This is a genomic window from Arthrobacter sp. AOP36-F1-5 (genome assembly GCF_058137995.1).
The window spans coordinates 1,429,471-1,453,133 of the sequence record NZ_CM176892.1 but is presented as its reverse complement, the minus strand read 5'-3'; the positions used below and the strand labels follow the sequence as shown (position 1 = coordinate 1,453,133).

Below are 23,663 nucleotides of genomic sequence, written 5' to 3'. Positions count from 1 at the left end.
CCCACCGCCGGTCCTCATCTGAAGGCCGGGATGCCGGTGATGTGGTTGCCCAGGATCAAGGTGTGGACCTCGTCGGTCCCCTCGTAGGTGCGCACCGATTCGAGGTTGTTCGCATGGCGCATCGGCGCATGGTCCAAGGTGATCCCGTTACCGCCCAGGACCGTCCGCGCCTCCCGACAGATCCAGATCGCCTCCCGGCAGTTGTTCAGCTTTCCGACCGAGATCTGCACCGGCTCCAGGGTTCCTGCATCCTTGAGCCGTCCGGTATGGATGGCCAGCAGCGTGCCCTTCTGGATCTCCAGAAGCATATCCACCAGCTTGACCTGGGTGATCTGGTACCCGGCCAGCGGCTGATCGAACTGCATCCGCTCCTTGGAATACTCCAGGGCGGATTCGTAGGAATCCCTGGCAGCTCCCATCGCGCCCCAGATGATCCCGTAGCGGGCCTCGTTCAGGCAGGAGAACGGGCCGCGCAGCCCCTTCGCACCGGGGAGCAACGCCGAATCCGGCAACCGCACGTCCTCGAAGGTCAGATCGCATTGGATGGAGGCGCGCATCGACAGCTTCGGTTCGATCACGGTGGCCGTGAAGCCTGCGACGTCGGTGGGCACCAGGAAACCGCGGACCCCCTCGTCGGTCATGGCCCAGATCACGGCGATCTGGGCGATGGTAGCCAACCCGATCCACCGTTTGGCGCCGTTGAGGACCCATCCATCGCCGTCGTGCACCGCGGTGGTGGCCATCGCCGACGGGTCCGATCCGGCGGTGGGCTCGGTGAGTCCGAAACAGCCGATGACCTCTCCGGCGGCCATCGACGGCAGATACTTGTTCTTCTGCTCCTCGGTACCGAACCGGTGGATCGCCGACATGGCCAAGGACCCCTGGACCGAGACGAAGGTCCGCAGACCCGAATCACCGGCCTCCAGTTCCATCGCCGCGATCCCGTATTCGACGGCACTGCGGCCCGGACAGCCATACCCCTCCAAGTGCATGCCCAGCAAGCCCAGGCTGCCGAGTTCACGGGCCAGTTCCACGGGGAAACGGGCCTCCTCGTACCAGGTGGCGATGTTCGGTCGGATCCGTGAGTCCACGAAGGCGCGGACCGTGGAGCGCAGTTCGAGCTCGGGGGCGCTCAACAGACCATCGAGGTCCAGGACATCGGAAGCGGTGGCGGGCGTAATCCGTGCTGACATCATTCTCCTTTGAACGTTTACAGGGCGATCATACGGTGCCGGGCACGGAGTCCGGGGTCCCACCGGGGGGACGGTGCCTGCCGATCAGGATTTGACGCCCACATAGAGTTCCGGGGCGTTTTCGCCGGGTTCGCCGAACTCGTCGACGATGCGATTGGCCAGTGGTTGCAGCAGCTGCCGCCCGAGCTGGCGGACGATCGTGGTGACCGTCTGCTCGGTGACACTGCGATCAGTCGACACCACTCCGGCGTCCCGCAGGACGCGGGTCTGCTCGGCCGTCAACGCGGCCAGCCGGCTCAGGATGTCGCCGGGGCGTCCCGGTCCGTGCAGGAGGGACCGCCGCAGATAGTCGACGATCGTCGGATTGGCGTGCAGCATCCCGGCCACGGCCTCGTCCCGCAAGCCGAGGACCCGGCGAGGGCCCCCCTCGTTCGGCAAGGCTGCGAGGGTATCGGCGAAGAGCTCGACGACGAGGGTGTCCACGGCCTCCCGCAACCCGTCCTTGGTCCCATAGTGATGGGTGACCAGCCCAACGGTCACCCCGGCTGCCGTGGCGATCGCCCGCATGGAAGTGCCGTCCTCCCCCTGCTGCGCAAACAGGGTGAGCGCCGCATTGCGGATCCGGGCCTTGGAGGTCAGGTCGTTGGAGGACCATGCCGTCGACAGGCCTGCCGGGTTTGATGCCTTCGTTCTATCCACAGGGCTATGCTAGACCACAAACCATTGAACGATCGAACTGCATGCTGCACAACTGTACAAAGAGTAATTCAGGTCACAGTCATTAGGAGAGTTCATGTCCCACCCGCTGTCAGGCATTGTCGTGGTCTCGGTTGCCATCAACCTCCCGGGGCCGTTGGCCGCATCCCGGCTGACCGAGCTCGGAGCAACCGTCATCAAGGTCGAACCACCGCAGGGCGACCCGCTCCGGAGCGTCGCCCCCCACTGGTATGAGGAACTCGTCACGGGGCAGGACGTCGTCCCCCTGGACTTGAAGGACCCGGCCAGCAGGTCGGAGTTCGAAGAACTTCTCACCGATGCCGACGTCCTGCTGACGTCGATGCGCCCCTCGGCCCTCGCCCGGCTTGATCTCGGCGAGATACTGAAGACCCGCGGCATCGCCCTGGTGGAAATCGTCGGGCACGACGGCGCCCGGGCCGAGCAGCCAGGTCACGACCTCACCTACCAGGCCGAGCATGGAACACTGCTTCCCCCGGCCCTGCCGCTGGTACCGGTCGCCGACATCCTGGGTTCCGAACGCGCAGTGGTCGCCACCCTTTCGGCGTTGCGTCAGCGCGACCAGGGCCTTCAGGGCGTCCACGAGAAGGTGGTCCTCGAAGAGGCGGCGCACGCCGCAGCCGCCGGCACCCGGCACGGACTCACCTCTCCCGGTGCCGTCCTCGGCGGTGCGATACCTGCGTATGGAGTGTACGCAACAGCCGACGGATTCGTTGCCGTCGCGGCGATCGAACCACACTTCGCCGAACGACTCACCCGCCTCGTCGGTGGCACCCGCGAAGAACTGACTCGTTCCTTTGCCACCCGCCCCACAGCCTATTGGACGGCGTGGGGCCAAGAGCAGGACCTCCCCCTCGTCGCCGTCGCATCCCCCGGGGCGCTCCCGACTACGGAGCCGGTTTCCGCCGCTGCCGCCCCCCGGGAGCCTCCAGGCCCCCTCCGACCAGCGTCGGCCAGCATGCCCCGCCACAGGACTCCAGGAACAAGACCATGATCCTGGACGACTGACGCTCCCCTGGCTCGCCGAGGTACCCGCCGTCCGGTTCAGAACTGCAGGGCGTCAGCACCCAGCCCAAACGCCGGGGGCGGAGAAAGACGTCTCGACGGTTCCGCGATGTTCAAACACCACCACCAGCCATGGCGATCGGGTGATCATGGTGGCGCGCCCACACGAGCAGAAGGGCGGCAAAGTCTTGGTCCAACTCATGCAGCAGCTCCCCCCGGGGCACTTGTCCATCACCGATACCGCGCCGGCCGTATGCGGTCAGTGAGACGCGGGACCGCTGCCCACTCCCATGACCGCGAGGCATCCGCCCAGAACCTGCCGGCCTTCCAGCACCTCGCTGGGTTCGTGCATGCCGCGTGCGTCGCCGGCCCTGTGCTGCTGCACCGACCGGCAGACAAGGTCACGCAGCGGTGTCTGAAGATCGCCACTTCCAGCGCCCCGGAGACCCGGAAAGGCCAGGGGCTCCGCCCACGAAAAAGACCCCGATCCCCGGTCATCCGGGGGTCGGGGCCGATCGGTGCCCGAGGTGGGACTCGAACCCACACATCTCTCGATATCGCATTTTGAGTGCGACGCGTCTGCCATTCCGCCACTCGGGCCCAACTCGCCCCGCGGACTTGTCAAACCGCCCGAATCAAACGGGCAGAACATCACAGTCACGCGGTGCGCTAAACAACTCTACATGCCGATAGGCTTGTTACTGAATCCGAGAACCCACCGCCCCGATTTCCCGGGGCAGCCAGGAGAATCACCATGACAGAAGACACAGCCGAGGCAACTCCCTCGCCGGCCCGCCGGGTAGTTGTCGCCGAGGACGAGACCCTCATCCGGCTGGATATCGTCGAGATCCTCACGGGTGAGGGGTTCGAGGTCGTCGCCGAAGCAGATAACGGTGAGAAGGCGGTGGACCTGGTCCGTGAGCACCGCCCCGATCTTGTCCTGATGGACGTGAAGATGCCCGTGATGGACGGGATCTCTGCCGCGGAGATCATCGTCAAGGAGCGGATCGCCCCCGTCGTCCTGCTCACCGCCTTCAGCCAGAAGGAACTCGTCGAGCGGGCCCGCGAAGCCGGTGCCATGGCCTACGTCGTGAAGCCGTTCAGCCCGAACGACTTGATCCCGGCCATTGAAATCGCCCTGTCCCGCCACGAGGAGGTCATCGCCCTCGAACGCGAGGTCGATGACCTGCAGGAGCAGTTCGCCACCCGCAAGCTGGTCGAGCGCGCCAAATCCGTCTTGACTACCAAAATGGGGTTGACCGAACCCGAGGCCTTCCGGTGGATCCAGAAGACGTCGATGGACCGGCGACTGAGCATGCGCGAGGTCGCCGAGACCATCATCGCCCAGGTGAAGTAGCCGACCGGCAGCTTCTTCCTGAAAAGGTGCAAGTTGCCTGGCACCAACGAAGTCCGACGGTGGTCGGCCCACCGAGGTGGGCCGACCACCGTCGGACTTCAGTTGTCTGTGGCCCTTTGGGCCTAGTCGCCGTCGGGCCTCGGCGGGTTGGCCGGCTGGCCTTCGGCCGCCTGGGCCTTGGTCCGCCAGGGGCCGACCTTCTCCCGGAAAGGTGCCTGGTTCTTGCTGCCTTCCAGCAGCTGGCCGGCGTCGGCGATGTCCCCGACCCGGTGGATCCGCAGCGAATTCGTGGAACCGGCCTGCCCGGGAGGTGAACCGGCGGCGATCACGACCATGTCGTTGACCTCGGCCAGCCCCTCGGCCTGCAGCGATTGGTCGACCTGGGCCGTCATCTTATCGGTGTGGTCGGCGTAGTCGACGAGGCGGGGCTGCACGCCCCAGACCAACGTCAGGATGTTGTAGGTGTGCTTCAACGGAGTGAAGCCGAGCACCGGCTCCGAGGGGCGCAGCCGCGACAGGCGACGTGCCGAATCACCGGACTGGGTGAAGGCGACGATGAACTTGGCGTCCAGCTGGTCGGCGATCTCCACGGCGGCGCGGGTGATGGCTCCGCCGCGGGTGCGCGGCAGCGTGCCGAGCGCGGGGATGCGCTCCAATCCGTGGTCCTCGGTCGCGGAGATGATCCGTGCCATCGTCTCGATGGTCTCGATCGGGTACTGGCCCACCGAGGTCTCCCCCGAGAGCATGACCGCGTCGGCACCGTCGAGAACGGCGTTGGCGCAGTCCGACGCCTCGGCGCGGGTCGGCGTGGGTGACTCGATCATCGATTCGAGCACCTGGGTCGCGACGATGACCGGCTTGGCCCAGCGCCGCGCCAGTTCCACGGCACGTTTCTGGACCAGAGGAACCTGTTCCAGCGGCAGTTCCACCCCGAGGTCGCCACGGGCCACCATGATCGAGTCGAAGGCGTCGATGATCTCCTCGAGGTGATCAACGGCCTGCGGCTTTTCGATCTTGGCGATCACCGGAAGTCGGCGGCCTTCCTCGTCCATGATCTCGTGGACCCGTTCGATGTCCGAGGCGTTGCGGACAAAGGACAGGGCGATCATGTCCACCCCGGCGCGCAGGGCCCAGCGCAGGTCGTCTTCGTCCTTCTCGCTCAGTGCCGGGACGTTGACCGCGACGCCGGGGAGGTTGATGCCCTTGTTGTTGGACACCTCTCCACCGACGATGACCTCTGTGACGACCTTGCGGTCATCGACTTCGACCGCACGCAGGCCGACCTTGCCGTCGTTGATGAGCAGGCGATCTCCCACCTCAACGTCCTGGGGCAGGCCCTTGAACGTCGTGGAGCAGATGTCCTTGGTGCCCTCGATGTCGTCGATGGTGACGGTGAACCGGTCACCGACCTCCAACAGGTGCGGGCCGTCGGAAAACCGTCCGAGCCGGATCTTCGGGCCCTGGAGATCGGCGAACACGCCGACCGGGCGCCCGAGCTTCTCCGACGCCTGACGGACGTTGGCCAGGTTCTCGGCGTGGGTTGAATACTCGCCGTGGCTCATGTTCAGCCGGGCCACGTCCACACCGGCCTGGAGCGCCTGGAGCGTCTTCTCGAAGGTTCCAATGGCCGGCCCAAAAGTGGCCACAATCTTTGCGCGTCTCATACCGAAAGCCTATCCGCCTTATCTCGTCCGAAAACGGGGACGCGGACGAATCCGCGACCCTCACATCATGTCGATGGGGCGAACGCGCGGCGCCACGGGGGCGGGCAGCCGGCTCACACCCATCAGGTACTCGTCCATCGCGGCGGTGCAGAAGCAACCCGCTGAAATGGCCCACACGACCAGCGCCTGCCCACGTCCGGAATCCCCGGTCGCAAACACGCCTGGCGTGTTGGTCATGTAGTAACCGTCTCGGGCGACACTGCCCCGGTCATCAAAATCGATCCCGGCCCGTTCATCCAGGCCGGCGGGTTCCGGCCCGGTGTTTCCCGGATCCGAAAGCGTGAAGACGGCGGGACAACGCATCATTCAGGCCGGTGGCCTATTCGCATTCCCCATGGATTCCTCTTCGAAAGCCATGACGCCGGTCACACGACCGTCCTCACTGTGGAACTCTACAGCAGATCCCGGCCCGAAGTATCTACGGCAGCCCACATGTGACGTAGCAGCCAAGCCCCGGACCGGGACGACGACGGCATGGTCCCGTCCTCCCTTGGTTCAGGAGGCCGCCACCGGGTTGCGTCCGCTCAGTTCGGCGGCCAATGCGGCCACGGCGTCGACTCCTCCGTCGCGCAGGGCCGCGACCAGGGCCGTCCCCACGATCACACCGTCGGCGTAGGCGCCGATTTCACGCACATGCTCGGCCTTGGAAACCCCGAGCCCGACGCAGGCCCGGGGTGCCCCGGCCTCCCGGGCGGCCTCCACGACGGCCTGCGCGGCGGAGGACACCGAGGTGCGGGCCCCGGTGACCCCCATAATCGATACGCAGTAGACGAAGCCGCGGCTGGCTTCGACCGTGGCGCGCATCCGCTCGGGGGTGGAGCTCGGGGCCACGAGGAACACCCGGTCGAGGTCGTATTTATCGGAGGCCTCGAACCATTCGGAGGCTTCATCGGGGACCAAGTCCGGGGTGATCAGCCCGGCGCCTCCGGCCTCTGCCAAGCGACGCGAGAACTCGTCGACGCCCAGACGCAATACCGGGTTCCAGTACGTCATCACCATCACTGCGGCATCGCAGCGCTCGGTGATGCCGCGGATGATGTCGAACACCTGCGCCACACGGAAACCCTGGGCCAGCGATTGCACGGTGGCGGCCTGGATGACGGCCCCGTCCATGACCGGATCCGAGTACGGGATGCCGATCTCGATGATGTCGGCACCGTTGTGTGCAACGGCCACCGCGGCATCGATAGTGGTCTGGATGTCGGGGAACCCGGCGGGCAGATAGGCGATCAGCGCCGGCCTGCCCTGGCTGCGGGCCCGCTCGATGGCTGCTTCGGAGGTCATGCGGGTCATTCGGCTGCCCCTTCGTCCGGGTCGATGAGCTGGAACCATTCGGCAGCGGTTCCCACGTCCTTGTCACCGCGTCCCGAAAGGTTCACGATGATCGTCTTCTCCTGCGGATCCGCCGCCGTTTCGGCAAGCTTCCGGCCGACGCGCAAGGCCCCGGCCAGGGCATGTGCCGATTCGATCGCGGGGATGATGCCTTCGGTCCGCGAGAGCAGGCTGAAGGCATCCATGGCCTCGGTATCGGTGATCGGTTCGTAGGTGACCCGGCCGATGTCATGCAGGTAGGAGTGTTCCGGGCCGACGCCGGGGTAGTCCAGTCCCGCCGAGATCGAGTGCGATTCGATGGTCTGGCCGTCCTCGTCCTGCATGAGGTAGCTGCGGGCTCCGTGCAACACGCCCGGACGCCCCAAGGTGATGGTGGCCGCATGGCGGTCGGTGTCGACGCCATCGCCTCCCGCTTCAAAGCCATAGATCGCCACGGAGGGGTCGTCGAGGAATCCGTGGAAGATCCCGATGGCATTGGAGCCGCCCCCGATGCAGGCGCAGACGGCATCGGGCAGCCGGCCGGTCTGGGCGATGATCTGTTCGCGGGCCTCCTCGCCGATGACCTCGTGGAAGTAGCGGACCATGGCCGGGAACGGGTGGGCCCCGGCAGCTGTTCCCAACAGGTAGTGGGTGTTGTCGACGTTGGCGACCCAATCCCTCAGGGCCTCGTTGATCGCGTCCTTCAGCGTCTGGGAACCGGCGGTCACCGGTACCACCTCGGCGCCCAGCAGACGCATCCGTGCCACGTTCAGGGATTGCCGACGGGTGTCCTCGGCCCCCATGTACACCACGCATTCCATGCCCATGAGGGCGGCGGCGGTGGCACTGGCGACCCCGTGCTGACCGGCCCCGGTTTCGGCGATGATGCGGGTCTTGCCCATCCGCTTGGCCAGGAGCGCCTGGCCGATGACGTTGTTGATCTTATGGCTACCGGTGTGGTTCAGGTCCTCACGTTTGAGGAAGACCCGCACACCCCCGGCGTGTTCGGAGAAGCGCTTGGCCTCGGTCAGCAACGAGGGACGTCCGGAGTAGTTGCGGTTCAACTCGGTGACTTCGTCGATGAACTCCGGGTCGGCCTTCGCCTTCTCGAACGTATCGTTCAGTTCGTCCAGGGCCGCGATCAGCGACTCGGGCATCCAACGGCCGCCGAAATCACCGAAGTACGGGCCCGGGGCGTGGCGCAGGCTCCTGCCCTCGGCCAGGAAGGCATCGGCGGGGTGCTCCGCGGAAGCCGCGGGATCTTCTGGGGTCTGGCTCATGCGTGGCCTTCCTTCGTTCAGGCGTGGTGAGGGCTGTCCGGGGTGGGTCAGCGTCCACGCGGGGGCTTGGCCGCGCTGCCGACCTCGATGAACGAGCGCAGGGCGGTGAGTGGGTCGTTGTCCTTGACCAGTGCCTCGCCGACCAGCACCGCATCCGCCCCGTGGGAGCCGTAGAGCGCGACGTCCTCGCGGCCACGGATCCCCGATTCGGCGACGATGACCACCGAGTCCGGGATGTCCCCGGAGAGCCGGGCGAACGTTTCCCGGTCCACGTCGAGGGTCTTGAGGTTGCGGACGTTGACACCGATGATGCGGGCGCCGACGCGCACGGCCCGCTCGACTTCCTCGGCGGTATGCGTCTCCACCAGGGCGTTCATGCCCAGGTCGTGGGTCAGGTCGAGGAAGCTGCCCAGTTCCTCGTCGTCCAGGGCGGCAACGATCAGCAGGACCAGATCGGCGCCGTGGGCGCGGGCCTCGTGGATCTGGTAGGCATCGACGGTGAAGTCCTTGCGCAGAAGGGGGGTGTCCACGGCGGCCCGGACGGCATCGAAATCGGCCAGGGACCCGCCGAAACGGCGTTGTTCGGTGAGCACCGAAATCACCGATGCTCCCCCATCGCGGTACTGACGGGCCAGAACGGCCGGTTCGGGGATATCGGCCAGCGCCCCCTTGGAGGGGCTGCGCCGTTTGACCTCGGAGATCACATGGAGCACCTGGTCGCGTCGGGAGGGATCGAGGTGGCCCCCCAGGGCGGCGAGGGCGTCGCGGGCTGGCGGTGCCGCCTGGGCACGGGCCCTGATGGCGGCGTCGCCGACCCGCAACCTTCGATCGTGCAGGTCCTCGCGAACTCCGGAAATGATGTCCTCGAGAACACTCACGACTAGTGTCCGTCGTTGTTGGACCGGTGTCCGCCGACGCCGAACCCGATGATGCGCATGACCAAGCCGGCGATCAGGCCCAAGATGATGATGGCGACGCCGATGTAGACACCGACCTCGGCGTAGAGTGCGAAGGAGATGCTGCCGATCAGGAAGCCGATGAAGATGATTCCGACGCCCGTCCAGGCGGCGATGCTGTTTCCGTGTCCCACGGGCTCGGTGAGAACCGGGTCCGGGCCGTGTTCTGTCTGGACGGTCGTGTTGCTTGCCATGATCTGATCTACTCCTCAGTGCCTCAAGTATCCCCGGTCTCATTCGGGGCCAAACTGTGTTCCATTCTGCCATTCTTTTGGCTGCGATGAGGCCATGTTGCCCCACGCGTACCCGGGTGTGGCTAACCCGTGGGGTCCTCGCCCCGGGTCAGGCTGTCCCAACCGTCGATTTCGTCCATCGACTCCTCGTCCTCGGGCTGTTCCTCGGACGAGGTCGGAGCCCCGCTCCCGGGGCGCTGCGCCGTGGCCGGGGCCGCGTCCCCGGCGACCGTGTCCGCAACCGGGGTGGCAACGGCCTGCGTGGCCGGTGCGGGAGTGTATTTCCGGCTCGTCTTCCACCGGTGCCCGGCCACGGCCAACCACACGGCGGTGGCCATGATCCAGACTCCGATGACCACCGTCAGCCACGGCCAGAACGTCAATTGGTAGTCACCGTTGACCCTCAGCGTCCCTGCGGCCGCGCCCACCGTCGAAACGGAGGCGGCGACCGGGTCGGAGAGGGCGCTGATCGCCGAAGCGGCGATCCCCAACCCCGAGAGGAGGATCAATACGGCGATGATCCATCGGGCCATCCGTCCGGCGATCGCCGCGGCGACCGAACCTGCCAGCACGACCACGGCCAGAGCCGCCACTGCCGTTGCGGCATCATCACCGGAGACATCGAAGGGCTGTACGTTGATGGCGCCGCTGGATGGAATGACCCGGACCCAGGTCCGGGTGCTCATCGCCAGGGCGGCAATGGCCCCGATGACGCCGGCGGAGACGACCATGCGTTTGGACATCCAGCGTCCGATCACCTTTCGTTCAGGGTCCTGGTCGCTGGTTGGGGTGTTGGTCTGGCTCATGCGTCCTCCTCGGGGACAGCCGGCTGCAGGGTCCGGGCGGCCCAGACGGCCCGAAGCGGTGCCGCCGCCTTGTTGATGCTTTCCAACGACTCGCCATCCGGGTCGGAATCGGCGACGATCCCGCCACCGGCCTGGACGTAGGCCCTTCCGTCCTTCAACAGGGCCGAGCGGATCGCGATGGCCAGGTCCATGTCCCCGGCGAAATCCAGGTAGCCCACGACGCCGCCATAGACGCCTCGGCGGTGGGGTTCGAACTCGTCGAGCAGTCGAAGGGCCCGGGGTTTCGGAGCCCCGGACAGCGTGCCTGCGGGGAAGGTGGCCGCCAACACGTCATAGGCGGTGGCCTGTGGTTCCAGGCGTCCGACGACGTTGGAAACCAGGTGCATGATGTGGCTGAAACGCTCGACCTCCATGAACTGGGTGACCTCGACGCTCCCGGGCTCGCAGACCTTCGAGAGGTCATTGCGGCTCAGATCCACCAACATGAGGTGCTCGGCACGCTCCTTCTCATCGGAGAGCAGGTCCTTCTCATGGAGGGCGTCGTCTTCGTAGGTCTCCCCGCGGGGCCGTGAGCCGGCGATGGGGTGGGTGACGACGTGACGTTCGTTGACGGTGACCAGCGCCTCCGGCGAGGATCCGACCACCGCGTAGGTATCGCCGTCGGCATCCTCGAGGTTGTAGAGGTACATGTACGGGCTCGGGTTGGTGGTGCGCAGGATCCGGTATACATCCAGCGGGTCAGCGGCGCAGTCGAGTTCGAACCGTCGGGAGACCACCACCTGGAAGACCTCCCCATCGACGATTGCTTCCTTCCCGCGCAGGATGGCCTGGCGGTAGCCGTCTTCATCCCAGCTTTCGGTGACTGCCGCCATGAGCTCGGCGGTGGGGATCCGGTTCCCGGAGAAGACGGTCGCCGATCCCGGCGCGGTGTCGGTCAAGTTCCCGAGCATGACGTGCAGCCGGGACACGGCGTCGGCGTAGGCTTCATCGACCCCCGTGTCGGCCCCGTCCTGGTTGATCGCATTGGCGATGAGGGTGAGCGTGGAGTCGCGGTTGTCCAGAACTGCCATATCCGCCACGAGGTTCATCGCCAGCTCCGGCAGGCCCAGGTCATCGGGTGGGGGGTCGGGCAGCTTCTCCCAATGGCGCACGCTGTCCCACCCGATGAAACCGACCATTCCCGAGGTGAACGGGGGCAGTCCGTCGAGGGGTTCGGTGCGCAACCGGGCCACCGTATCCCGCAGGACCTCCACCGGGGTCCCCTCGGTCGGGACCCCGGCCGGAGGGGTCCCGATCCAGTGGGCCTGGCCCCCACGGGTGGTCAACGTCGCCGAGGAACCGCATCCGATGAAGGAATAGCGGCTCCAGACACCCCCCGCTGCGGCGCTTTCCAGCAGGAAGGTGCCCGGCCGGCCGCCCGCGAGTCGTTCGTAGACGGCGATGGGCGTGACGGTATCGGCCAGGACGCGCAGGTTCACCGGGATGACGCTGCGACCCCGCGCCAGTTCACGGAATTCCTCGAGAGTGGGGGAAACAACCCCGAATTCATGCATGCTGTACTGGATTTCCTTGCGTCGTTGGAAGCTTCATACGTTGGCCGCGGACGGTCCTTCGACGGCGGGAAGGGCCCGGCCGTCGAAACAAGTCCGCGTTCCGGTATGGCAGGCGGCCCCGATCTGATGGACCTGGATCAGCAGCGCATCCCCGTCGCAATCGCGGGCTACCGAGCGCACCAGTTGCTGGTGCCCCGAGGTGTCGCCCTTGCGCCAGTAGCTCTGGCGTGATCGGGACCAGAAGGTGACCCGCCCGCTCGTCAGGGTCCGGCGCAGGGCCTCGTCGTCCATCCATCCGAGCATCAGCACCTCGGCGGTGTCGTGTTGTTGGATGATGGCGGCCACCAGGCCGTCGGCGTCTCGTTTGAGGCCCGCAGCGATCTCGGGATCGAGTGCGGGATCCGGACTCCGGGGGGCTGGGTTCTGCGGCATCGCCTCCAGTCTACTGGCCGTGGACTCGCGCCACGCAGTCGGTGACTCGGGTACCGGGCCGTAGGCCCCGGAACGTGCTAGCTTCGGGGTAATGCGATACGTACACCCGTCCCGTGAAGTCCTCGCCGAAGTCCTGCTGGCAGCCGGCCCGGACGAGGCGACGTTGTGCGCCGGTTGGAAGACACGACACCTGGCGGCACATCTGGTTCTGCGCGAACACAGCCTTTGGGCTGCGGGCATCGCCATCGGGGCGTTTCGTGCCCCCATGGAACGCCGATTGCAGCAGGCGGCCCGTCGGGCCGAGGATCCCGGACATTATGCGGAGTTGGTGGACCGGTTCCGCCGAGGCCCCTCCGCGCTGTCTCCGTTGGCCCTTCCGTCCGTGGGCCATGCCGCGAACCTCATCGAATTCTTCGTCCATGCCGAGGACGTCCGCCGGGCCATGGATCGGTGGGCCCCGCGTGTGCTGGACACCGATTACGCGGATGTCCTGTGGGAGTCCCTGATCCGTCAGGCGGCGGTCTTCTACCGGGGCACCGACGTGGGCATCATCCTGCGCCGGCCGGAGGGACAACGCCACGTCGTCCGCAAGGCGTCCACCTCCGTGGCCATCACCGGGGACCCCGGAGAGCTGCTGATGCATGCCATCGGACGACGCGAACACGCGTTGGTGACCTTCGAAGGGTCCCCCGACGCGCTGGCCCTCTTCTCCAGCTCCGAACAGTAGCTTCTAGGATTCTTCCAGGATCCTGGCCAGGACGGCCGCCTGGCTATGGTCGATGTCCTTGGTGGCGGACAACAGCGTGAGCCGTTTGCCGCGCACGCTGTCCTTCAGCTTTTCGAGTGCGGCCCGGCCTTCGTCGGAATCGAGTTCGGAACGGTATTTCCTGGCGAACTCCTCGAACTTCTCCGGATCGTGCCCATACCATTTGCGTAGTTCCGTCGACGGGGCCACGTCCTTGTTCCAATCGTCGAGCGCGGCATCCGCCTTCTTCACCCCCCGCGGCCAGATCCGGTCCACCAGGACCCTGGTGCCGTCGTTGTGGCCGGGCTCCTCCTGGACTCTTCGGACCCACACATTCAGTGGCATTGCCCCTCCTCGGATGGCTTTTCTCGGAGCATACCCCGGCTGGGCCCCGAGGTGAACGCCCCTAATCAGTCCCGCTCCCCGGCGTCTGGTTCCCACCAATCGAGTACCCGCAGGCCGGACCAGGTCAACCATTTCGACGGTTCACCGGGCGGCACATCGACGTCGAACCACGTGGCGCCGAGCAGCCGCGCCGCCTGGCGCCACGTCGCGTCTGCCGTCCGGGCGGCACGGACCACCTCGATTGCGTCGGCCAGCCGGGGATCCGGCGCGGTGCCTTCCAGCAGTGCCACCTCCCGGAAATGTTCCAGTGCGGCAAGGGCGCTGTACCGGTGGCGGCTCGGATGGAGGAACTCGGAGACGAAATCCCCGATGGGTTCCCCGGTCGTGGCCCGGTAGAGAAGTCGTCGTTCCAGCAGGTACTCCTCGCCCCCGTGGCGGGCGGCCCGCAGCGAGGTGTCGCCCGTCAGCTGCTCGTGGGCGAGCAGGCCGCGCACGGCGTTGAGCGTCGAGTGCACGGACGATCGAATCGAGTTCCCTTCTTCTGCTTCACAATTCCAGCCACCATCGGCCAGCCGGTAGGCAGGAAACCACTCGATGAGTCATGAGACATCAGCCCCGAGCCACGCGCCGTTTGCCAGTGTGAACGAATTGATGCAGACATCGACCTCGCCGCCCCAATAGGGCAGGTCGTCATATTCCCAGGTGCTGTTCCTGTCGAGTTTTTCGGCGGTTCCTGCCAACACGCCGGCCTCCAGCCCCCAGTCGCGCAGGTCCTTCAGCGCCCAGGTGGTCGCCGTCCAGGGCTGTCCCGGTTCCCTGGCCTCGGCACTGCCCAAGAACCCTGCAGGAAAGTAGGCTCCCCCGGCCCATTGGCCATCCGGGTCCTGCTTCGAGAGCAGGCGGGCACCGTAACCCGCGGTGGCGATCCGTGATCGCGTTTCCTTCCACACCGCCGGATGCGCGCCGGCAACATCCCTCTGGACCTGCCAACGCAAGGCAGGATCCGAGTCCAGAAGCCAGTCGAGCATCTCCGGTCCGGTTGCCATTCCTGCAGGTTACCGCCGGGGCCGCCGCGGGGAAAGGGGGATCCGCGGCCATCCTGCGGTCACTGCTGCCCCGATGCCCCGGCCGGGTTCCACATCCATGGGGAGGCCAGATGGAGGACATCGCGGATCCGCTGCCCTACCGCGGTGGAATGCCGGACACGAACCCCCCGGCCCTGGTACGACATTTCTTCGTCCGTCAGCAGCTGGACCACGCGGAGCGTCCGGATCGAGTTGGAGACGAAGGCGGGCACGGGCCCGGAGTCGGCCCGCAGGAATGCTTCTTCGAGGGGATCCAGCCAGGAGAGGGCATCGTCCGGGGTGAGACGCGGATTCGCCAGGGTGATGGCCAAGGCATACCCCCGCCGGTCGTCCTCCTGGTCGCGCCAGATCCCCGGGCCCTGGTGCAGCATCCTCAGGGCCGCCAGGTCAAGGGCGGGCCGCGGTGATTCCCGGGCCATCCATCCGAAGGCACCGAGCACGTCCGCCCCGTGGGCCACGGCATGGAGCCACCCGCGGACGTCGTCGTATCCGGTGGTTTCTTCTTCGGTGGCGTACCAGGTCGCGAAATCGTCGAACCACCCGGGTTCAGCAGCGTCGTGGAGGATGAGTGGGATCAGCACCAAGGCGGCGAAGCTCCGCACTTCCACGCGAGGGTCGGCCAGTCGTTGCACCGCGGTCGAGCCGACCCGCCTGCGTTGTGCCGGAGAAACAGCCGGCGAATCCAGTATTTCGTAGAGCCTGCCCAGCGACTCCCCGTCCCTGATGAGGGGGTCCGGCGAGCTGAGGTCGTCGAGGAGCCCGGCGATCTCCGCCTCGTAAATATTTCCGTTCGGCTGGGACATTCCCTGAAACTAACACGCAGCCGTCCCATGGCACAGCCTGGATGCTGGTGGCCAGGAGGACCCGTTTCGATTCCAGGAATTACCCCTTGTGTTATATAACCAAATGCACAATGTTCGATGAGTGGATGTCTTTCAGGTGTTGGCCGACCCGGTCCGTCGTCGCATCGTCGAGCTGCTCGGCGGTGGTGAACGGCCCGCGGGAGAAATCGCCCAGGCGTTGCACGTCGAGTTCGGGATCAGCCAACCGGCGACATCGCGCCACCTCCGCCTATTGCGTGAATCCGGGGTGGCGGTGTGCACCAACCACGGCGCCCAGCGCCGATATCACTTGGATCGGGCCACCTTGGATGTCGTCGCCACCTGGCTTCAGGACGTGCGCAGCTTCTGGCACCAACGCCTGGACGCCCTGGACACGGAACTATTCCGGGGAAGACCCGCAAACGCAGTGGACGAGCTCATCGAGGAGGACATCTCATGACCACGGATTCCGAAGGTGACATCGATGCGGAGAACCGCAGCGTACGATTCGTCCGCCACTATGCCTTGGGCCGGGAAGACCTCTGGCAGGCCTTCACCGACCCCCAACGGCTGGCCCGGTGGCTGGGCGCCGTGACCGGTGATATGCGGGAGCACGGCCGATACGGTCTTGACTTCGGAGACGGCGAGACCACGTCCGGCCGGATCACCACCTGCCGCGAACCCGACCAGCTCACGGCCACTTGGGAATCCCCCGGTGAGGGGACCACGCAGGTGGACGTCCACCGCTCCGATACCGGCACCGACACCCGGGTGGTCTTGACCCACGCTTCACTACGCCCGGAAGACCTGCCTGGGTATGCGGCGGGCTGGCACACGCATCTGGACCACCTCGATACGGACCTGAACGGCCATCGGGCGTCCGGATGGTCCGAAAGGTACAACGAGTTGTTGCCCCGGAACACCAGTCATGGGCCGGGTGTCCCGGCCACTGGCCAAGGATCGTGGGCGAAGGATGCCCCCTCGCTCCCGCCACCGACGACATGACCGCCGCCGGCAGGGGGCGCCGTGGTGCTGAAGAAGCCTAGAGGGCGCGGGTGCGGTAATGATAGGTGGATGCGGTGCTGAAGCCCAAGGCGTTGTAGAGCACGATGGCCCCCACATTGGACTCCCGGACCTGCAGCCAGACACCGTCCAGTTCACGGCGGTAGGCCTCATGCAGGACGGCTTCCATCACCAGCCGCGAATACCCCCGGCGCCTGGCTTCGGGGCGCGTGGTGACACAGTAGATGCCGCCGTGGTTCTCCACGATGGCCAACCGGGCGATCGATTCGATGCGTCCGTCCACCCGCAACGAGATGTAGGTCGCCGGCACCCCTGTGAGGATGCGGCGGGATACCGCCCGGTCGTCCTCGGCGGCGGGGCCGTCCTGGTACCAGAACAGCTCCAGCCAGTCCTGCGGGGGTTCGTCGGTGAATTCCAGGCGTACGTCGGGGACGATCTCGGCGAAACGGTCCAGTTCCGAGCCGTCCATGACCTGGACCAGGGTCGGCGTGCCCACGGTATAGCCGCGGGCCGCCAGATAGGCATCCAGATCGGCGGGCTGGGCCGACGGGGAGATCTGGAAGGTCGAGTTCAGCCAGCGCGCGGCACTGCGCGTCTCGACCTCCTCGAGAGCGGCATCGAGGTCATTGGGTGCGGCAACCGGGAGCACGGAATTGGCGCGCTGGCTGATGCCGGCGGAAAAACGCAGGGTCCACCCTCCGACGGCGCTCTTTTCAAGAGCCGGCCAGGCGGCATCCATCAGCCGGTCTAGCTCTTCTGGTTCAGCGAACAGGATAACCTGCCTCCTTGATGGCTTGTTTGACCTGGGCGATCATATCGACCGGGCCGAAATGGAAGATCGACGCCGCCAGCACCGCATCGGCTCCGGCGGCCACTGCCGGCGGGAAATCCGCGGGTGCCCCGGCACCGCCGGAGGCGATGAGCGGCACGTTGACCGCCGCGCGGACGGCGGAGATCATTTCGAGGTCGAATCCGTTCTTGGTCCCGTCGGCGTCGATCGAGTTCAACAGGATCTCACCCACCCCGCCGTCGGCCGCCTCACGGGCCCAGTCCACGGCGTCGATCCCGGTACCGGTCCGCCCCCCATGGGTGGTGACTTCGAAACCAGAGGGCAGCGAGGGGTCGCTGCTGCGCTTGGCGTCGACCGAGAGGACCAGGACCTGGGAGCCGAATCGCTCGGTGATCTCCCGGATCACCTCCGGACGCTTCACGGCCGCCGTGTTGATCGACGCCTTGTCGGCCCCGGCGCGCAGCAGGCGGTCGACATCCTCGACCGAGCGGACCCCGCCGCCGACGGTCAACGGGATGAAGACCTCTTCGGCGGTGGTGCGTACGACGTCGAACGTGGTTTCCCGGTCCCCGGAGGTGGCGGTCACATCCAGGAACGTCAGTTCATCGGCTCCTGCTGCGTTGTAACGCTGGGCCAGTTCCACGGGATCCCCGGCATCGCGCAGGCCCTCGAAGTTCACGCCCTTGACGACACGTCCTGCATCGACATCGAGGCAGGGGATGACACGGATGGCTACAGTCACGGGTGGATCCCCTAAATACGGATGGCGTGGATGTTGGTCACGAGGATGGCGCGGGCGCCCAGCTCATAGAGTTCGTCCATGATGTTGTTGGCCTGGGCCTGTTTCACCATCGAACGCACCGCCACCCAGTCGCCGTCGTGCAGCGGGGAGACCGTGGGTGATTCCAGGCCCGGAGTCAAGGCGCACGCCCGGGAGACGAGGTCCTTGCGGATGTCGTAGTCGAGCATCGCGTAGCGGCGGGCCACCAGGACGCCCTGCAGTCGGCGGGTGAGGATCTCCAACCCGTGGGGGTGTTCGCCGGTCCGTCCGATGAGCACGGCCTCGGACTCCAGGATGGCTTCGCCGAAGGTCTCCATGCCGGCCGCGCGCAGGGTGCTGCCCGTTTCCACGACGTCGGCGATGGCGTCGGCGACACCGAGTCGTACCGAGGATTCCACGGCGCCGTCCAGACGGACCACGGCCGCGTCGATCCCCCGTTCCTCGAGGTAGCTCTTCAGCAACACGTCGTAGCTGGTCGCCACGCGCTTGCCTTCGAGCTGTTCGACGGATGAGAAGTCCCCGACGGGTCCTGCGAAGCGGAAGGTCGAGGCGCCGAGTCCCAGCGGAAGGAGTTCCTCGGCATCTCCGTTGACCCCGGCATCGACGAACAGATCACGGCCGGTGATGCCCACGTCGAGGATGCCGCGTCCGACGTAGACGGCGATGTCCCGGGGACGGAGATAGAAGAATTCGATGTCATTGTCCGGATCGACCATGACCAGTTCGCGGTTGTCGCGGCGCTGGCGGTACCCGGATTCGTTGAGCATGGCGGTGGCGGCCTCCGAGAGGGCGCCTTTATTCGGTACGGCTACTCGCAACATGGCGGTGCTCTTTTCTGTGCTGGTTTTCGGTGGTCTGGGCTCCCTGGGCCGCCGACCCCGCCGAGTGCGGGGTCGGGCGGCTAGAGATGCTTGTAGACGTCTTCCAGCGACAGTCCCTTGGCCAGCATCATGACCTGCAGGTGGTACAGCAGCTGCGAGATCTCCTCGGCTGCTTCCTCGTCGGTCTCGTATTCGGCGGCCATCCAGACTTCGGCTGCTTCTTCCACGATCTTCTTGCCGATGCCGTGGACACCCGAATCCAGCTCCGTGATGGTGCGGGAACCCGAGGGTCGGGTTTGTGCCTTTTCGGCCAGTTCGGCAAAGAGGGTGTCAAAGGTTTTCACCCTTCAAGCCTAGCCGTTGGCGAAGCGCCGCCCCGACTCCGACGTTTCAATGTGACGAAACCGACGGTGCGGGGCGGCGCCGGGAACACTATTCCGCGGACAGTGCCAGGGCAGTCAACAGCGCCGCCGACATGGCTTCATGTCCCTTGTCCTCCACCGAACCGGCCAGCCCGGCACGGTCCAGGGCCTGCTGCTCCGTATCGCAAGTCAGTACGCCGAAGCCCACCGGGACGCCGGTCCTGATCGAGACCTCGGTCAATCCCGCCGTCGCCCCCTGGCAGACGAATTCGAAATGCGGTGTCCCCCCGCGGATGACCACGCCCAGGGCCACGACGACGTCGTAGTCCGGTGCGAGCCGGGCTGCGGCGACGGGCAGCTCGAAGGTGCCCGGGACCCGGACGAGGCGGGGCTCTGGAAGGCCTGCCTCGTTCGCGGCCCGCAACGCGCCGTCGACGAGTCCGTCCATGACCTGCTGGTGCCAGCTGGCGGCAACGACCACCGCACGCAGTCCGGCTTTTCCTGCTGCCTTCAGTTCATCGGCTCCGGTATCCGGTGCTCCGTGTCCGCTCATCAGTGGTGCTCCTTCGTGGTGGGTGTGCTGGGTTGCGAGGGATCCGTCGAGGCGAAGGCCTCGGCCAGGATGCGGTGGGACATGCGTTCGCGTTTGGTCTGCAGGTACCGGGTGTTCTCCGGGCGGGCGACGATGGTGCTGGGGATCAATTCCACGACGTCGACCCCCGATTCCCGCAGCCATTGGGCCTTCAACGGATTGTTCGTGATCAGTCTGATCCGGTCCAGGTCCAGGCTGTGCAGGATCGCCGCAGCCGCGTCGTACCGACGGGCGTCGATGGGAAGTCCCAGCTGTTCATTGGCCTGGACCGTGTCGGCGCCACCGTCCTGCAGCGAATAGGCGCGGATCTTATTGGCCAACCCGATCCCCCGGCCCTCGTGGCCGCGCAGGTAGATGATGGTTCCCCCGTCCACCGCAATGGCTGCCAGGGCGGCGTTGAGCTGCTCCCCGCAATCACACCGATAGGACCCGAAGACGTCTCCGGTCAGGCATTCCGAGTGCAACCGCACCAGCGGGATCTCGGTGCTGGCATGCTGCGGGGTGGGCGCCGTCAGGGTCAGGTGTTCCAACCCGGTCTGGCGTTCGGTCCAGGCCTGGGCGGCGAAGGTCCCGTGCTCCGTGGGCACGGCGACCACCGGTCCCCCGAGCACCGCGGAGGGGGTGGACGGTTCAGGGGCGGCATCCTGCTGGCTTTCGAGCCGGGCCGCGAGGTCCTCGATGCTGATCAGCGGGATCGAGAATTCATCGGCGAAGACCCGCAAGGCCGGTAGACGCATCATGGACCCGTCGTCGTGGATCAGTTCAGCGATCACTCCCACCGGCTGCACGCCCGCCAGACGGCACAGGTCCACGCTGGCTTCGGTATGTCCACGCCTCACCAGCACACCGCCGTCGACGGCCCGAAGGGGGAACATGTGTCCCGGACGGTTGATCACCGTCCCGTCGCTGGCCGGATCCGCGAGCAGGCGCGCGGTCAGGGCCCGGTCCGCCCCGCTGATGCCGGTGGTGATTCCCGCCGCCGCATCGCAGGAGACCGTGTAGGCGGTGCCCTTGGCGTCCTGGTTGTCCTCGACCATCGGGGGCAACCCCAACTGGTCGGCCCGGTCCCCTGGCAGCGGGACACAGAGCACGCCGGAGGAATACCTGATGGTCCAGCCCAGCAGTTCGGGGGTGGCGAATTCGGCGGCGAAGATGATGTCGCCTTCGTTTTCGCGGTCCTCGTCATCGACCACGACGACAGGGCGTCCGGCAGCCATCGCCGCCACGGCGGCGTCCACCGGGTCCAGCAGGGACTCGCCCTGCTCCCGGGGGCTCATCGCCGGGCTCCTTCGGAGAATGCGGCAAGCCGCTCGGCATATTTGGCCATCACGTCGACCTCCAGATTCACGGTGTCCCCGGGCTGGCGCTGCCCCAGGACGGTTTCCCTCAGCGTGGTCGGGATGACCCCGACCTCGAAATATTGTTCGGCCTCCGCGGCCTCGGAGACGGTGGTGACCGTCAACGAGACCCCGTCCACGGCGATCGAGCCCTTGCGGGCCACATAGCGGGCCAGTTCGCGGTCCAACCCGAATCGCAGGCGCACCCAATTGCCTTCGTCCTCGCGTTCCAGGACGGTTCCGGTGCCGTCGACATGGCCTTGGACGACGTGACCGTCCAGGCGCCCGCCAGCGGGCACGCAGCGTTCGAGGTTGACCTGCTCCCCCACCGCCAGCGTGCCGGTGGTGGTCAGTCGAAGGGATTCGCCCATGACATCCAGGTCCACGGCATCGCCGGTGATGGCCGTGGCCGTCAGGCACACGCCGTTGACGGCCAGGGATCCGCCGAGGCCCAGATCCGAGGCATGCCCCGGGGCGTTGATGCGCAGGATCGCTGCGTCCTGTCCCGGAACCGCGGAAATCTCTTCGACATTCCCTAATCCGGTGATGATGCCCGTGAACATTAGCGGGTCCCTTCGTGCTCGGAGGCCCGGTCTGCGGGCCCTGGTTGTGGTTCAAGATGCAGGACGACGTCGGAGCCCAGCAGTTGGTGGGCCGGCCCACCGGCGTCGTCGAATCGGAAGTGTCCGGCCTCCGCCAGCGTGCCGATCCCCAGATCACCCACGGCATGGCGTCCTGCTCCCAGGAAGATCGGGGCCTGGTACAGCCAGATCTCATCCACGAGATCGGCGGCCAGGAACGCCGTGGCGATCGAGGCACCGCCCTCGATCATGGCGTGGTCGATGCCCCGTGCGGATAGGGCCGCCAGCACCGCCGCCGGATCGTGGGTGCGGAGCTGGACGTGGTGGTCATCGGCGGCCACCGCTGCCCCGCCGGGCAGTTCGCGGTGGCCCATGACGACACGTAGCGGTTGGCGTGGTGCTGCGGTCCCTGCGGGGGTCCGGGCGGTGAGTCGGGGATCGTCGGCGAAGATCGTTCCCGTTCCGGCGATGATGGCTTCGCTACGGGCCCGGATCAGATGGGAGTGATCGCGGGAACCGGCACCGGTGATCCACTGGCTGGTTCCGTCGGCGGCGGCGATCCGGCCATCCAGGCTCTGCGCCAGATGCAGGCTCGTGAAGGGCCGGTCGGCGGCCCGGGCGCCAATCCACCGGTGGTTCAGCAAGCGGGCCTCGGCTCCCAATAGCCCCGACACGACGTCGACCCCGGCGTCCGAAAGGATTTCCGCCCCGCCACCGGCCCGTGCGGTGCCATCCGTGGCCGCATGGACGACCCGGCCGATTCCGGTGGCGGCAATGGCCTCGGCGCAGGATCCGGTCCGGCCCCGGTGGGAGCACGGTTCCAGCGTGGCCAGCATCGTCAACCGGGAGGCTTGTTCGGAGGTGACCGGACCCAGCTCGTCCAGGGCCGCGGCTTCGGCGTGGGCGGTGCCCGCCCCGCGGTGCCAGCCGCTGGCGACGGGGCGCCCGGTTTCATCCAGGATGACCGCACCGACCAGTGGGTTGGCCCCGCGGATGCCGCGGCAGGCCAGTTCCAGGGCCAGTTCCATCCCCTCCTGTTCGGCCCGGCTGGTCGGGGGGCCCACCGTCTGCCCGCTCATGCTGAGGTCCGCGTGATCGGATCGGGCATGGCGGTCTGGACCAGGGCCTGTTCCCGGTTCCGGGCCCTCCACCAGACGAAGAACCCCGCGAGGGTGAAGCCGCCGTAGAAGAGGTACATGAAGGCGCTGGCATAGTAGCCGGCGCTGAAGAGCAGCGGCACCCCGACGACGTCGACGACGACCCAGAGCAGCCAGAACTCGACCCATCCCTTGGCCATCCCCCAGGTCGCCAGGAGCGAACCGACGAAGGTCCAGGCATCGGCCCAGACGGGTTCGTAGGAGCCGAGGATGCGGAAGAGCGGGGTCAGCGCGACCGTTCCCACGATCATGATCCCGCCGAGCGCCCAGCGCTCGCGGCCGGTGGCCCACCGGGGGGTGACCGCGGTGCCCGTTCCATCACCGCTGGCTTGTTTCCAGCGGCGGTAGCCGTAGACCGAGACGGCGATGAACATGATCTGCCGACCCGCCTGGCCCAGGAGGTTGGCCGCGTGGCCGGTGTCGAAGATGCTGCCGACGAAGACGGTCAACAGCAGCAGGTTGCCGACGATGCCGACCGGCCAGGCCCAGACCTTGCGGCGCATGCCGCCGACGGCGCTGGCCAGACCGAAGATGTTGCCGACGACTTCCCGCACCAGAAGCGAGCTGTTGCCGACCGGAATATTGGCGTTGAAGATATCAATGAGCCACCGCAGGGATTCCATCATTCCTCCTCATGA

At 66.6% G+C, this 23,663-nt stretch carries 27 protein-coding genes, 1 tRNA gene and 1 pseudogene; 5 read left to right on the top strand and 24 right to left on the bottom strand.

Translation table 11 applies throughout. From position 1 onward, the window contains the following. Positions 1–14 precede the first annotated feature (14 nt). On the bottom strand, positions 15–1,193 hold the full coding sequence (locus AC3ZI9_RS06700; protein ID WP_444553964.1) for an acyl-CoA dehydrogenase family protein: 1,179 nt from the start codon (positions 1,191–1,193) through the stop codon (positions 15–17). Between the two features lie 84 nt (positions 1,194–1,277). Next, positions 1,278–1,892: a TetR/AcrR family transcriptional regulator gene (locus AC3ZI9_RS06695; RefSeq protein WP_444553965.1), complete on the bottom strand. Its 615-nt coding sequence runs from the start codon at positions 1,890–1,892 to the stop codon at positions 1,278–1,280. A 94-nt stretch (positions 1,893–1,986) separates the two neighbouring features. Between AC3ZI9_RS06695 and AC3ZI9_RS06690 the strand changes: the two genes are divergently transcribed. Then, positions 1,987–2,922, top strand: a complete 936-nt coding sequence (locus tag AC3ZI9_RS06690; RefSeq protein ID WP_444553966.1) for a CoA transferase — start codon at positions 1,987–1,989, stop codon at positions 2,920–2,922. A 530-nt stretch (positions 2,923–3,452) separates the two neighbouring features. Here AC3ZI9_RS06690 and AC3ZI9_RS06685 read toward each other — a convergent pair. Next, positions 3,453–3,533: transfer RNA gene (locus AC3ZI9_RS06685), tRNA-Leu, on the bottom strand. Between the two features lie 154 nt (positions 3,534–3,687). Here AC3ZI9_RS06685 and AC3ZI9_RS06680 point away from each other — a divergent pair. Continuing rightward, positions 3,688–4,290: an ANTAR domain-containing response regulator gene (locus tag AC3ZI9_RS06680; protein WP_444553967.1), complete on the top strand. Its 603-nt coding sequence runs from the start codon at positions 3,688–3,690 to the stop codon at positions 4,288–4,290. A gap of 122 nt (positions 4,291–4,412) precedes the next feature. On the opposite strand, the gene pyk is transcribed toward AC3ZI9_RS06680, so the two are convergent. The 9 genes from pyk to hisI all read right to left on the bottom strand — a co-directional run bounded on the left by pyk (position 4,413) and on the right by hisI (position 12,585). Further along, on the bottom strand, positions 4,413–5,954 hold the full coding sequence (gene pyk / locus AC3ZI9_RS06675) for a pyruvate kinase (RefSeq protein ID WP_444561212.1): 1,542 nt from the start codon (positions 5,952–5,954) through the stop codon (positions 4,413–4,415). Between the two features lie 60 nt (positions 5,955–6,014). Further along, positions 6,015–6,191 (bottom strand): hypothetical protein, encoded by a 177-nt coding sequence (locus tag AC3ZI9_RS06670; protein ID WP_444566840.1) that lies wholly within the window; start codon positions 6,189–6,191, stop codon positions 6,015–6,017. 318 nt (positions 6,192–6,509) lie between these two features. Then, complete coding sequence (trpA, locus tag AC3ZI9_RS06665; RefSeq protein WP_444561214.1) at positions 6,510–7,307, bottom strand: tryptophan synthase subunit alpha; 798 nt, start codon at positions 7,305–7,307, stop codon at positions 6,510–6,512. Further along, positions 7,304–8,605 (bottom strand): tryptophan synthase subunit beta, encoded by a 1,302-nt coding sequence (gene trpB / locus AC3ZI9_RS06660; protein WP_444566841.1) that lies wholly within the window; start codon positions 8,603–8,605, stop codon positions 7,304–7,306. The genes trpA and trpB overlap by 4 nt, the downstream gene beginning before the upstream one ends. Before the next feature lie 47 nt (positions 8,606–8,652). Beyond that, complete coding sequence (gene trpC, locus AC3ZI9_RS06655) at positions 8,653–9,483, bottom strand: indole-3-glycerol phosphate synthase TrpC (protein ID WP_444561216.1); 831 nt, start codon at positions 9,481–9,483, stop codon at positions 8,653–8,655. Positions 9,484–9,485: 2 nt separating this feature from the next. Beyond that, positions 9,486–9,755 (bottom strand): HGxxPAAW family protein, encoded by a 270-nt coding sequence (locus AC3ZI9_RS06650; RefSeq protein WP_444553974.1) that lies wholly within the window; start codon positions 9,753–9,755, stop codon positions 9,486–9,488. A 122-nt stretch (positions 9,756–9,877) separates the two neighbouring features. Continuing rightward, positions 9,878–10,600 (bottom strand): Trp biosynthesis-associated membrane protein, encoded by a 723-nt coding sequence (locus AC3ZI9_RS06645; protein WP_444553975.1) that lies wholly within the window; start codon positions 10,598–10,600, stop codon positions 9,878–9,880. Continuing rightward, positions 10,597–12,153, bottom strand: a complete 1,557-nt coding sequence (locus AC3ZI9_RS06640) for an anthranilate synthase component I (RefSeq protein WP_444553976.1) — start codon at positions 12,151–12,153, stop codon at positions 10,597–10,599. The genes AC3ZI9_RS06645 and AC3ZI9_RS06640 overlap by 4 nt, the downstream gene beginning before the upstream one ends. Before the next feature lie 33 nt (positions 12,154–12,186). After that, on the bottom strand, positions 12,187–12,585 hold the full coding sequence (hisI, locus tag AC3ZI9_RS06635; protein ID WP_444561219.1) for a phosphoribosyl-AMP cyclohydrolase: 399 nt from the start codon (positions 12,583–12,585) through the stop codon (positions 12,187–12,189). A gap of 91 nt (positions 12,586–12,676) precedes the next feature. On the opposite strand from hisI, the gene AC3ZI9_RS06630 reads away from it, so the two are divergent. After that, on the top strand, positions 12,677–13,312 hold the full coding sequence (locus tag AC3ZI9_RS06630) for a TIGR03085 family metal-binding protein (RefSeq protein WP_444553978.1): 636 nt from the start codon (positions 12,677–12,679) through the stop codon (positions 13,310–13,312). 3 nt (positions 13,313–13,315) lie between these two features. On the opposite strand, the gene AC3ZI9_RS06625 is transcribed toward AC3ZI9_RS06630, so the two are convergent. From AC3ZI9_RS06625 to AC3ZI9_RS06615, 3 genes and pseudogenes are all read right to left on the bottom strand, one after another. Then, entirely contained in the window at positions 13,316–13,675 is a 360-nt protein-coding gene (locus AC3ZI9_RS06625; RefSeq protein WP_444553979.1) for a DUF488 domain-containing protein, read from the bottom strand. Positions 13,676–13,740: 65 nt separating this feature from the next. Then, positions 13,741–14,721: pseudogene (locus AC3ZI9_RS06620) on the bottom strand (squalene cyclase). Positions 14,722–14,780: 59 nt separating this feature from the next. Beyond that, positions 14,781–15,563 (bottom strand): DUF2785 domain-containing protein, encoded by a 783-nt coding sequence (locus AC3ZI9_RS06615; protein WP_444553980.1) that lies wholly within the window; start codon positions 15,561–15,563, stop codon positions 14,781–14,783. A 121-nt stretch (positions 15,564–15,684) separates the two neighbouring features. On the opposite strand from AC3ZI9_RS06615, the gene AC3ZI9_RS06610 reads away from it, so the two are divergent. Together AC3ZI9_RS06610 and AC3ZI9_RS06605 are read left to right on the top strand one after the other, a co-directional pair. Next, positions 15,685–16,041, top strand: a complete 357-nt coding sequence (locus tag AC3ZI9_RS06610) for an ArsR/SmtB family transcription factor (protein ID WP_444553981.1) — start codon at positions 15,685–15,687, stop codon at positions 16,039–16,041. Beyond that, positions 16,038–16,586 (top strand): SRPBCC domain-containing protein, encoded by a 549-nt coding sequence (locus tag AC3ZI9_RS06605; protein WP_444553982.1) that lies wholly within the window; start codon positions 16,038–16,040, stop codon positions 16,584–16,586. Before AC3ZI9_RS06610 ends, AC3ZI9_RS06605 begins: the two co-directional genes overlap by 4 nt. Before the next feature lie 37 nt (positions 16,587–16,623). Here AC3ZI9_RS06605 and AC3ZI9_RS06600 read toward each other — a convergent pair whose 3' ends face one another. The 9 genes from AC3ZI9_RS06600 to pnuC all read right to left on the bottom strand — a co-directional run bounded on the left by AC3ZI9_RS06600 (position 16,624) and on the right by pnuC (position 23,648). Next, positions 16,624–17,343, bottom strand: coding sequence for a GNAT family N-acetyltransferase (locus AC3ZI9_RS06600; protein ID WP_444553983.1), 720 nt, complete (start codon positions 17,341–17,343; stop codon positions 16,624–16,626). A gap of 22 nt (positions 17,344–17,365) precedes the next feature. Further along, on the bottom strand, positions 17,366–18,136 hold the full coding sequence (gene hisF, locus AC3ZI9_RS06595) for an imidazole glycerol phosphate synthase subunit HisF (protein ID WP_444553984.1): 771 nt from the start codon (positions 18,134–18,136) through the stop codon (positions 17,366–17,368). An 11-nt stretch (positions 18,137–18,147) separates the two neighbouring features. Continuing rightward, positions 18,148–18,996, bottom strand: coding sequence for an ATP phosphoribosyltransferase (gene hisG, locus AC3ZI9_RS06590; RefSeq protein ID WP_444553985.1), 849 nt, complete (start codon positions 18,994–18,996; stop codon positions 18,148–18,150). Between the two features lie 80 nt (positions 18,997–19,076). Then, positions 19,077–19,340: a phosphoribosyl-ATP diphosphatase gene (locus AC3ZI9_RS06585; protein ID WP_444553986.1), complete on the bottom strand. Its 264-nt coding sequence runs from the start codon at positions 19,338–19,340 to the stop codon at positions 19,077–19,079. An 88-nt stretch (positions 19,341–19,428) separates the two neighbouring features. After that, the gene (ribH, locus tag AC3ZI9_RS06580) at positions 19,429–19,911 is read right to left on the bottom strand and encodes a 6,7-dimethyl-8-ribityllumazine synthase (RefSeq protein ID WP_444553987.1); all 483 of its coding nucleotides are present in this window, start codon (positions 19,909–19,911) and stop codon (positions 19,429–19,431) included. Then, a complete protein-coding gene (gene ribB, locus AC3ZI9_RS06575) occupies positions 19,911–21,227 on the bottom strand; it encodes a 3,4-dihydroxy-2-butanone-4-phosphate synthase (protein WP_444561225.1) in 1,317 nt (438 codons plus the stop codon). Before ribB ends, ribH begins: the two co-directional genes overlap by 1 nt. Next, entirely contained in the window at positions 21,224–21,850 is a 627-nt protein-coding gene (locus AC3ZI9_RS06570; protein ID WP_444553989.1) for a riboflavin synthase, read from the bottom strand. Before AC3ZI9_RS06570 ends, ribB begins: the two co-directional genes overlap by 4 nt. Next, positions 21,850–22,947 (bottom strand): bifunctional diaminohydroxyphosphoribosylaminopyrimidine deaminase/5-amino-6-(5-phosphoribosylamino)uracil reductase RibD, encoded by a 1,098-nt coding sequence (gene ribD, locus AC3ZI9_RS06565; RefSeq protein WP_444566846.1) that lies wholly within the window; start codon positions 22,945–22,947, stop codon positions 21,850–21,852. Before ribD ends, AC3ZI9_RS06570 begins: the two co-directional genes overlap by 1 nt. Next, positions 22,944–23,648, bottom strand: a complete 705-nt coding sequence (gene pnuC / locus AC3ZI9_RS06560; RefSeq protein WP_444554051.1) for a nicotinamide riboside transporter PnuC — start codon at positions 23,646–23,648, stop codon at positions 22,944–22,946. Before pnuC ends, ribD begins: the two co-directional genes overlap by 4 nt. Positions 23,649–23,663: the final 15 nt, after the last annotated feature.

Excerpts from the sequence above, each read along its gene's own strand:
- AC3ZI9_RS06700 (WP_444553964.1), bottom strand. The coding sequence starts at position 1,193 with ATGTCAGCACGGATTACGCCCGCCACCGCTTCCGATGTCCTGGACCTC.
- AC3ZI9_RS06690 (WP_444553966.1), top strand. The coding sequence starts at position 1,987 with ATGTCCCACCCGCTGTCAGGCATTGTCGTGGTCTCGGTTGCCATCAAC.
- AC3ZI9_RS06680 (WP_444553967.1), top strand. The coding sequence starts at position 3,688 with ATGACAGAAGACACAGCCGAGGCAACTCCCTCGCCGGCCCGCCGGGTA.
- pyk (WP_444561212.1), bottom strand. The coding sequence starts at position 5,954 with ATGAGACGCGCAAAGATTGTGGCCACTTTTGGGCCGGCCATTGGAACC.
- AC3ZI9_RS06670 (WP_444566840.1), bottom strand. The coding sequence starts at position 6,191 with ATGACCAACACGCCAGGCGTGTTTGCGACCGGGGATTCCGGACGTGGG.
- trpA (WP_444561214.1), bottom strand. The coding sequence starts at position 7,307 with ATGACCCGCATGACCTCCGAAGCAGCCATCGAGCGGGCCCGCAGCCAG.
- trpB (WP_444566841.1), bottom strand. The coding sequence starts at position 8,605 with ATGAGCCAGACCCCAGAAGATCCCGCGGCTTCCGCGGAGCACCCCGCC.
- AC3ZI9_RS06650 (WP_444553974.1), bottom strand. The coding sequence starts at position 9,755 with ATGGCAAGCAACACGACCGTCCAGACAGAACACGGCCCGGACCCGGTT.
- AC3ZI9_RS06645 (WP_444553975.1), bottom strand. The coding sequence starts at position 10,600 with ATGAGCCAGACCAACACCCCAACCAGCGACCAGGACCCTGAACGAAAG.
- AC3ZI9_RS06640 (WP_444553976.1), bottom strand. The coding sequence starts at position 12,153 with ATGCATGAATTCGGGGTTGTTTCCCCCACTCTCGAGGAATTCCGTGAA.
- hisI (WP_444561219.1), bottom strand. The coding sequence starts at position 12,585 with ATGCCGCAGAACCCAGCCCCCCGGAGTCCGGATCCCGCACTCGATCCC.
- AC3ZI9_RS06630 (WP_444553978.1), top strand. The coding sequence starts at position 12,677 with ATGCGATACGTACACCCGTCCCGTGAAGTCCTCGCCGAAGTCCTGCTG.
- AC3ZI9_RS06625 (WP_444553979.1), bottom strand. The coding sequence starts at position 13,675 with ATGCCACTGAATGTGTGGGTCCGAAGAGTCCAGGAGGAGCCCGGCCAC.
- AC3ZI9_RS06615 (WP_444553980.1), bottom strand. The coding sequence starts at position 15,563 with ATGTCCCAGCCGAACGGAAATATTTACGAGGCGGAGATCGCCGGGCTC.
- AC3ZI9_RS06605 (WP_444553982.1), top strand. The coding sequence starts at position 16,038 with ATGACCACGGATTCCGAAGGTGACATCGATGCGGAGAACCGCAGCGTA.
- AC3ZI9_RS06600 (WP_444553983.1), bottom strand. The coding sequence starts at position 17,343 with ATGGATGCCGCCTGGCCGGCTCTTGAAAAGAGCGCCGTCGGAGGGTGG.
- hisG (WP_444553985.1), bottom strand. The coding sequence starts at position 18,996 with ATGTTGCGAGTAGCCGTACCGAATAAAGGCGCCCTCTCGGAGGCCGCC.
- ribH (WP_444553987.1), bottom strand. The coding sequence starts at position 19,911 with ATGAGCGGACACGGAGCACCGGATACCGGAGCCGATGAACTGAAGGCA.
- ribB (WP_444561225.1), bottom strand. The coding sequence starts at position 21,227 with ATGAGCCCCCGGGAGCAGGGCGAGTCCCTGCTGGACCCGGTGGACGCC.
- AC3ZI9_RS06570 (WP_444553989.1), bottom strand. The coding sequence starts at position 21,850 with ATGTTCACGGGCATCATCACCGGATTAGGGAATGTCGAAGAGATTTCC.
- ribD (WP_444566846.1), bottom strand. The coding sequence starts at position 22,947 with ATGAGCGGGCAGACGGTGGGCCCCCCGACCAGCCGGGCCGAACAGGAG.
- pnuC (WP_444554051.1), bottom strand. The coding sequence starts at position 23,648 with ATGGAATCCCTGCGGTGGCTCATTGATATCTTCAACGCCAATATTCCG.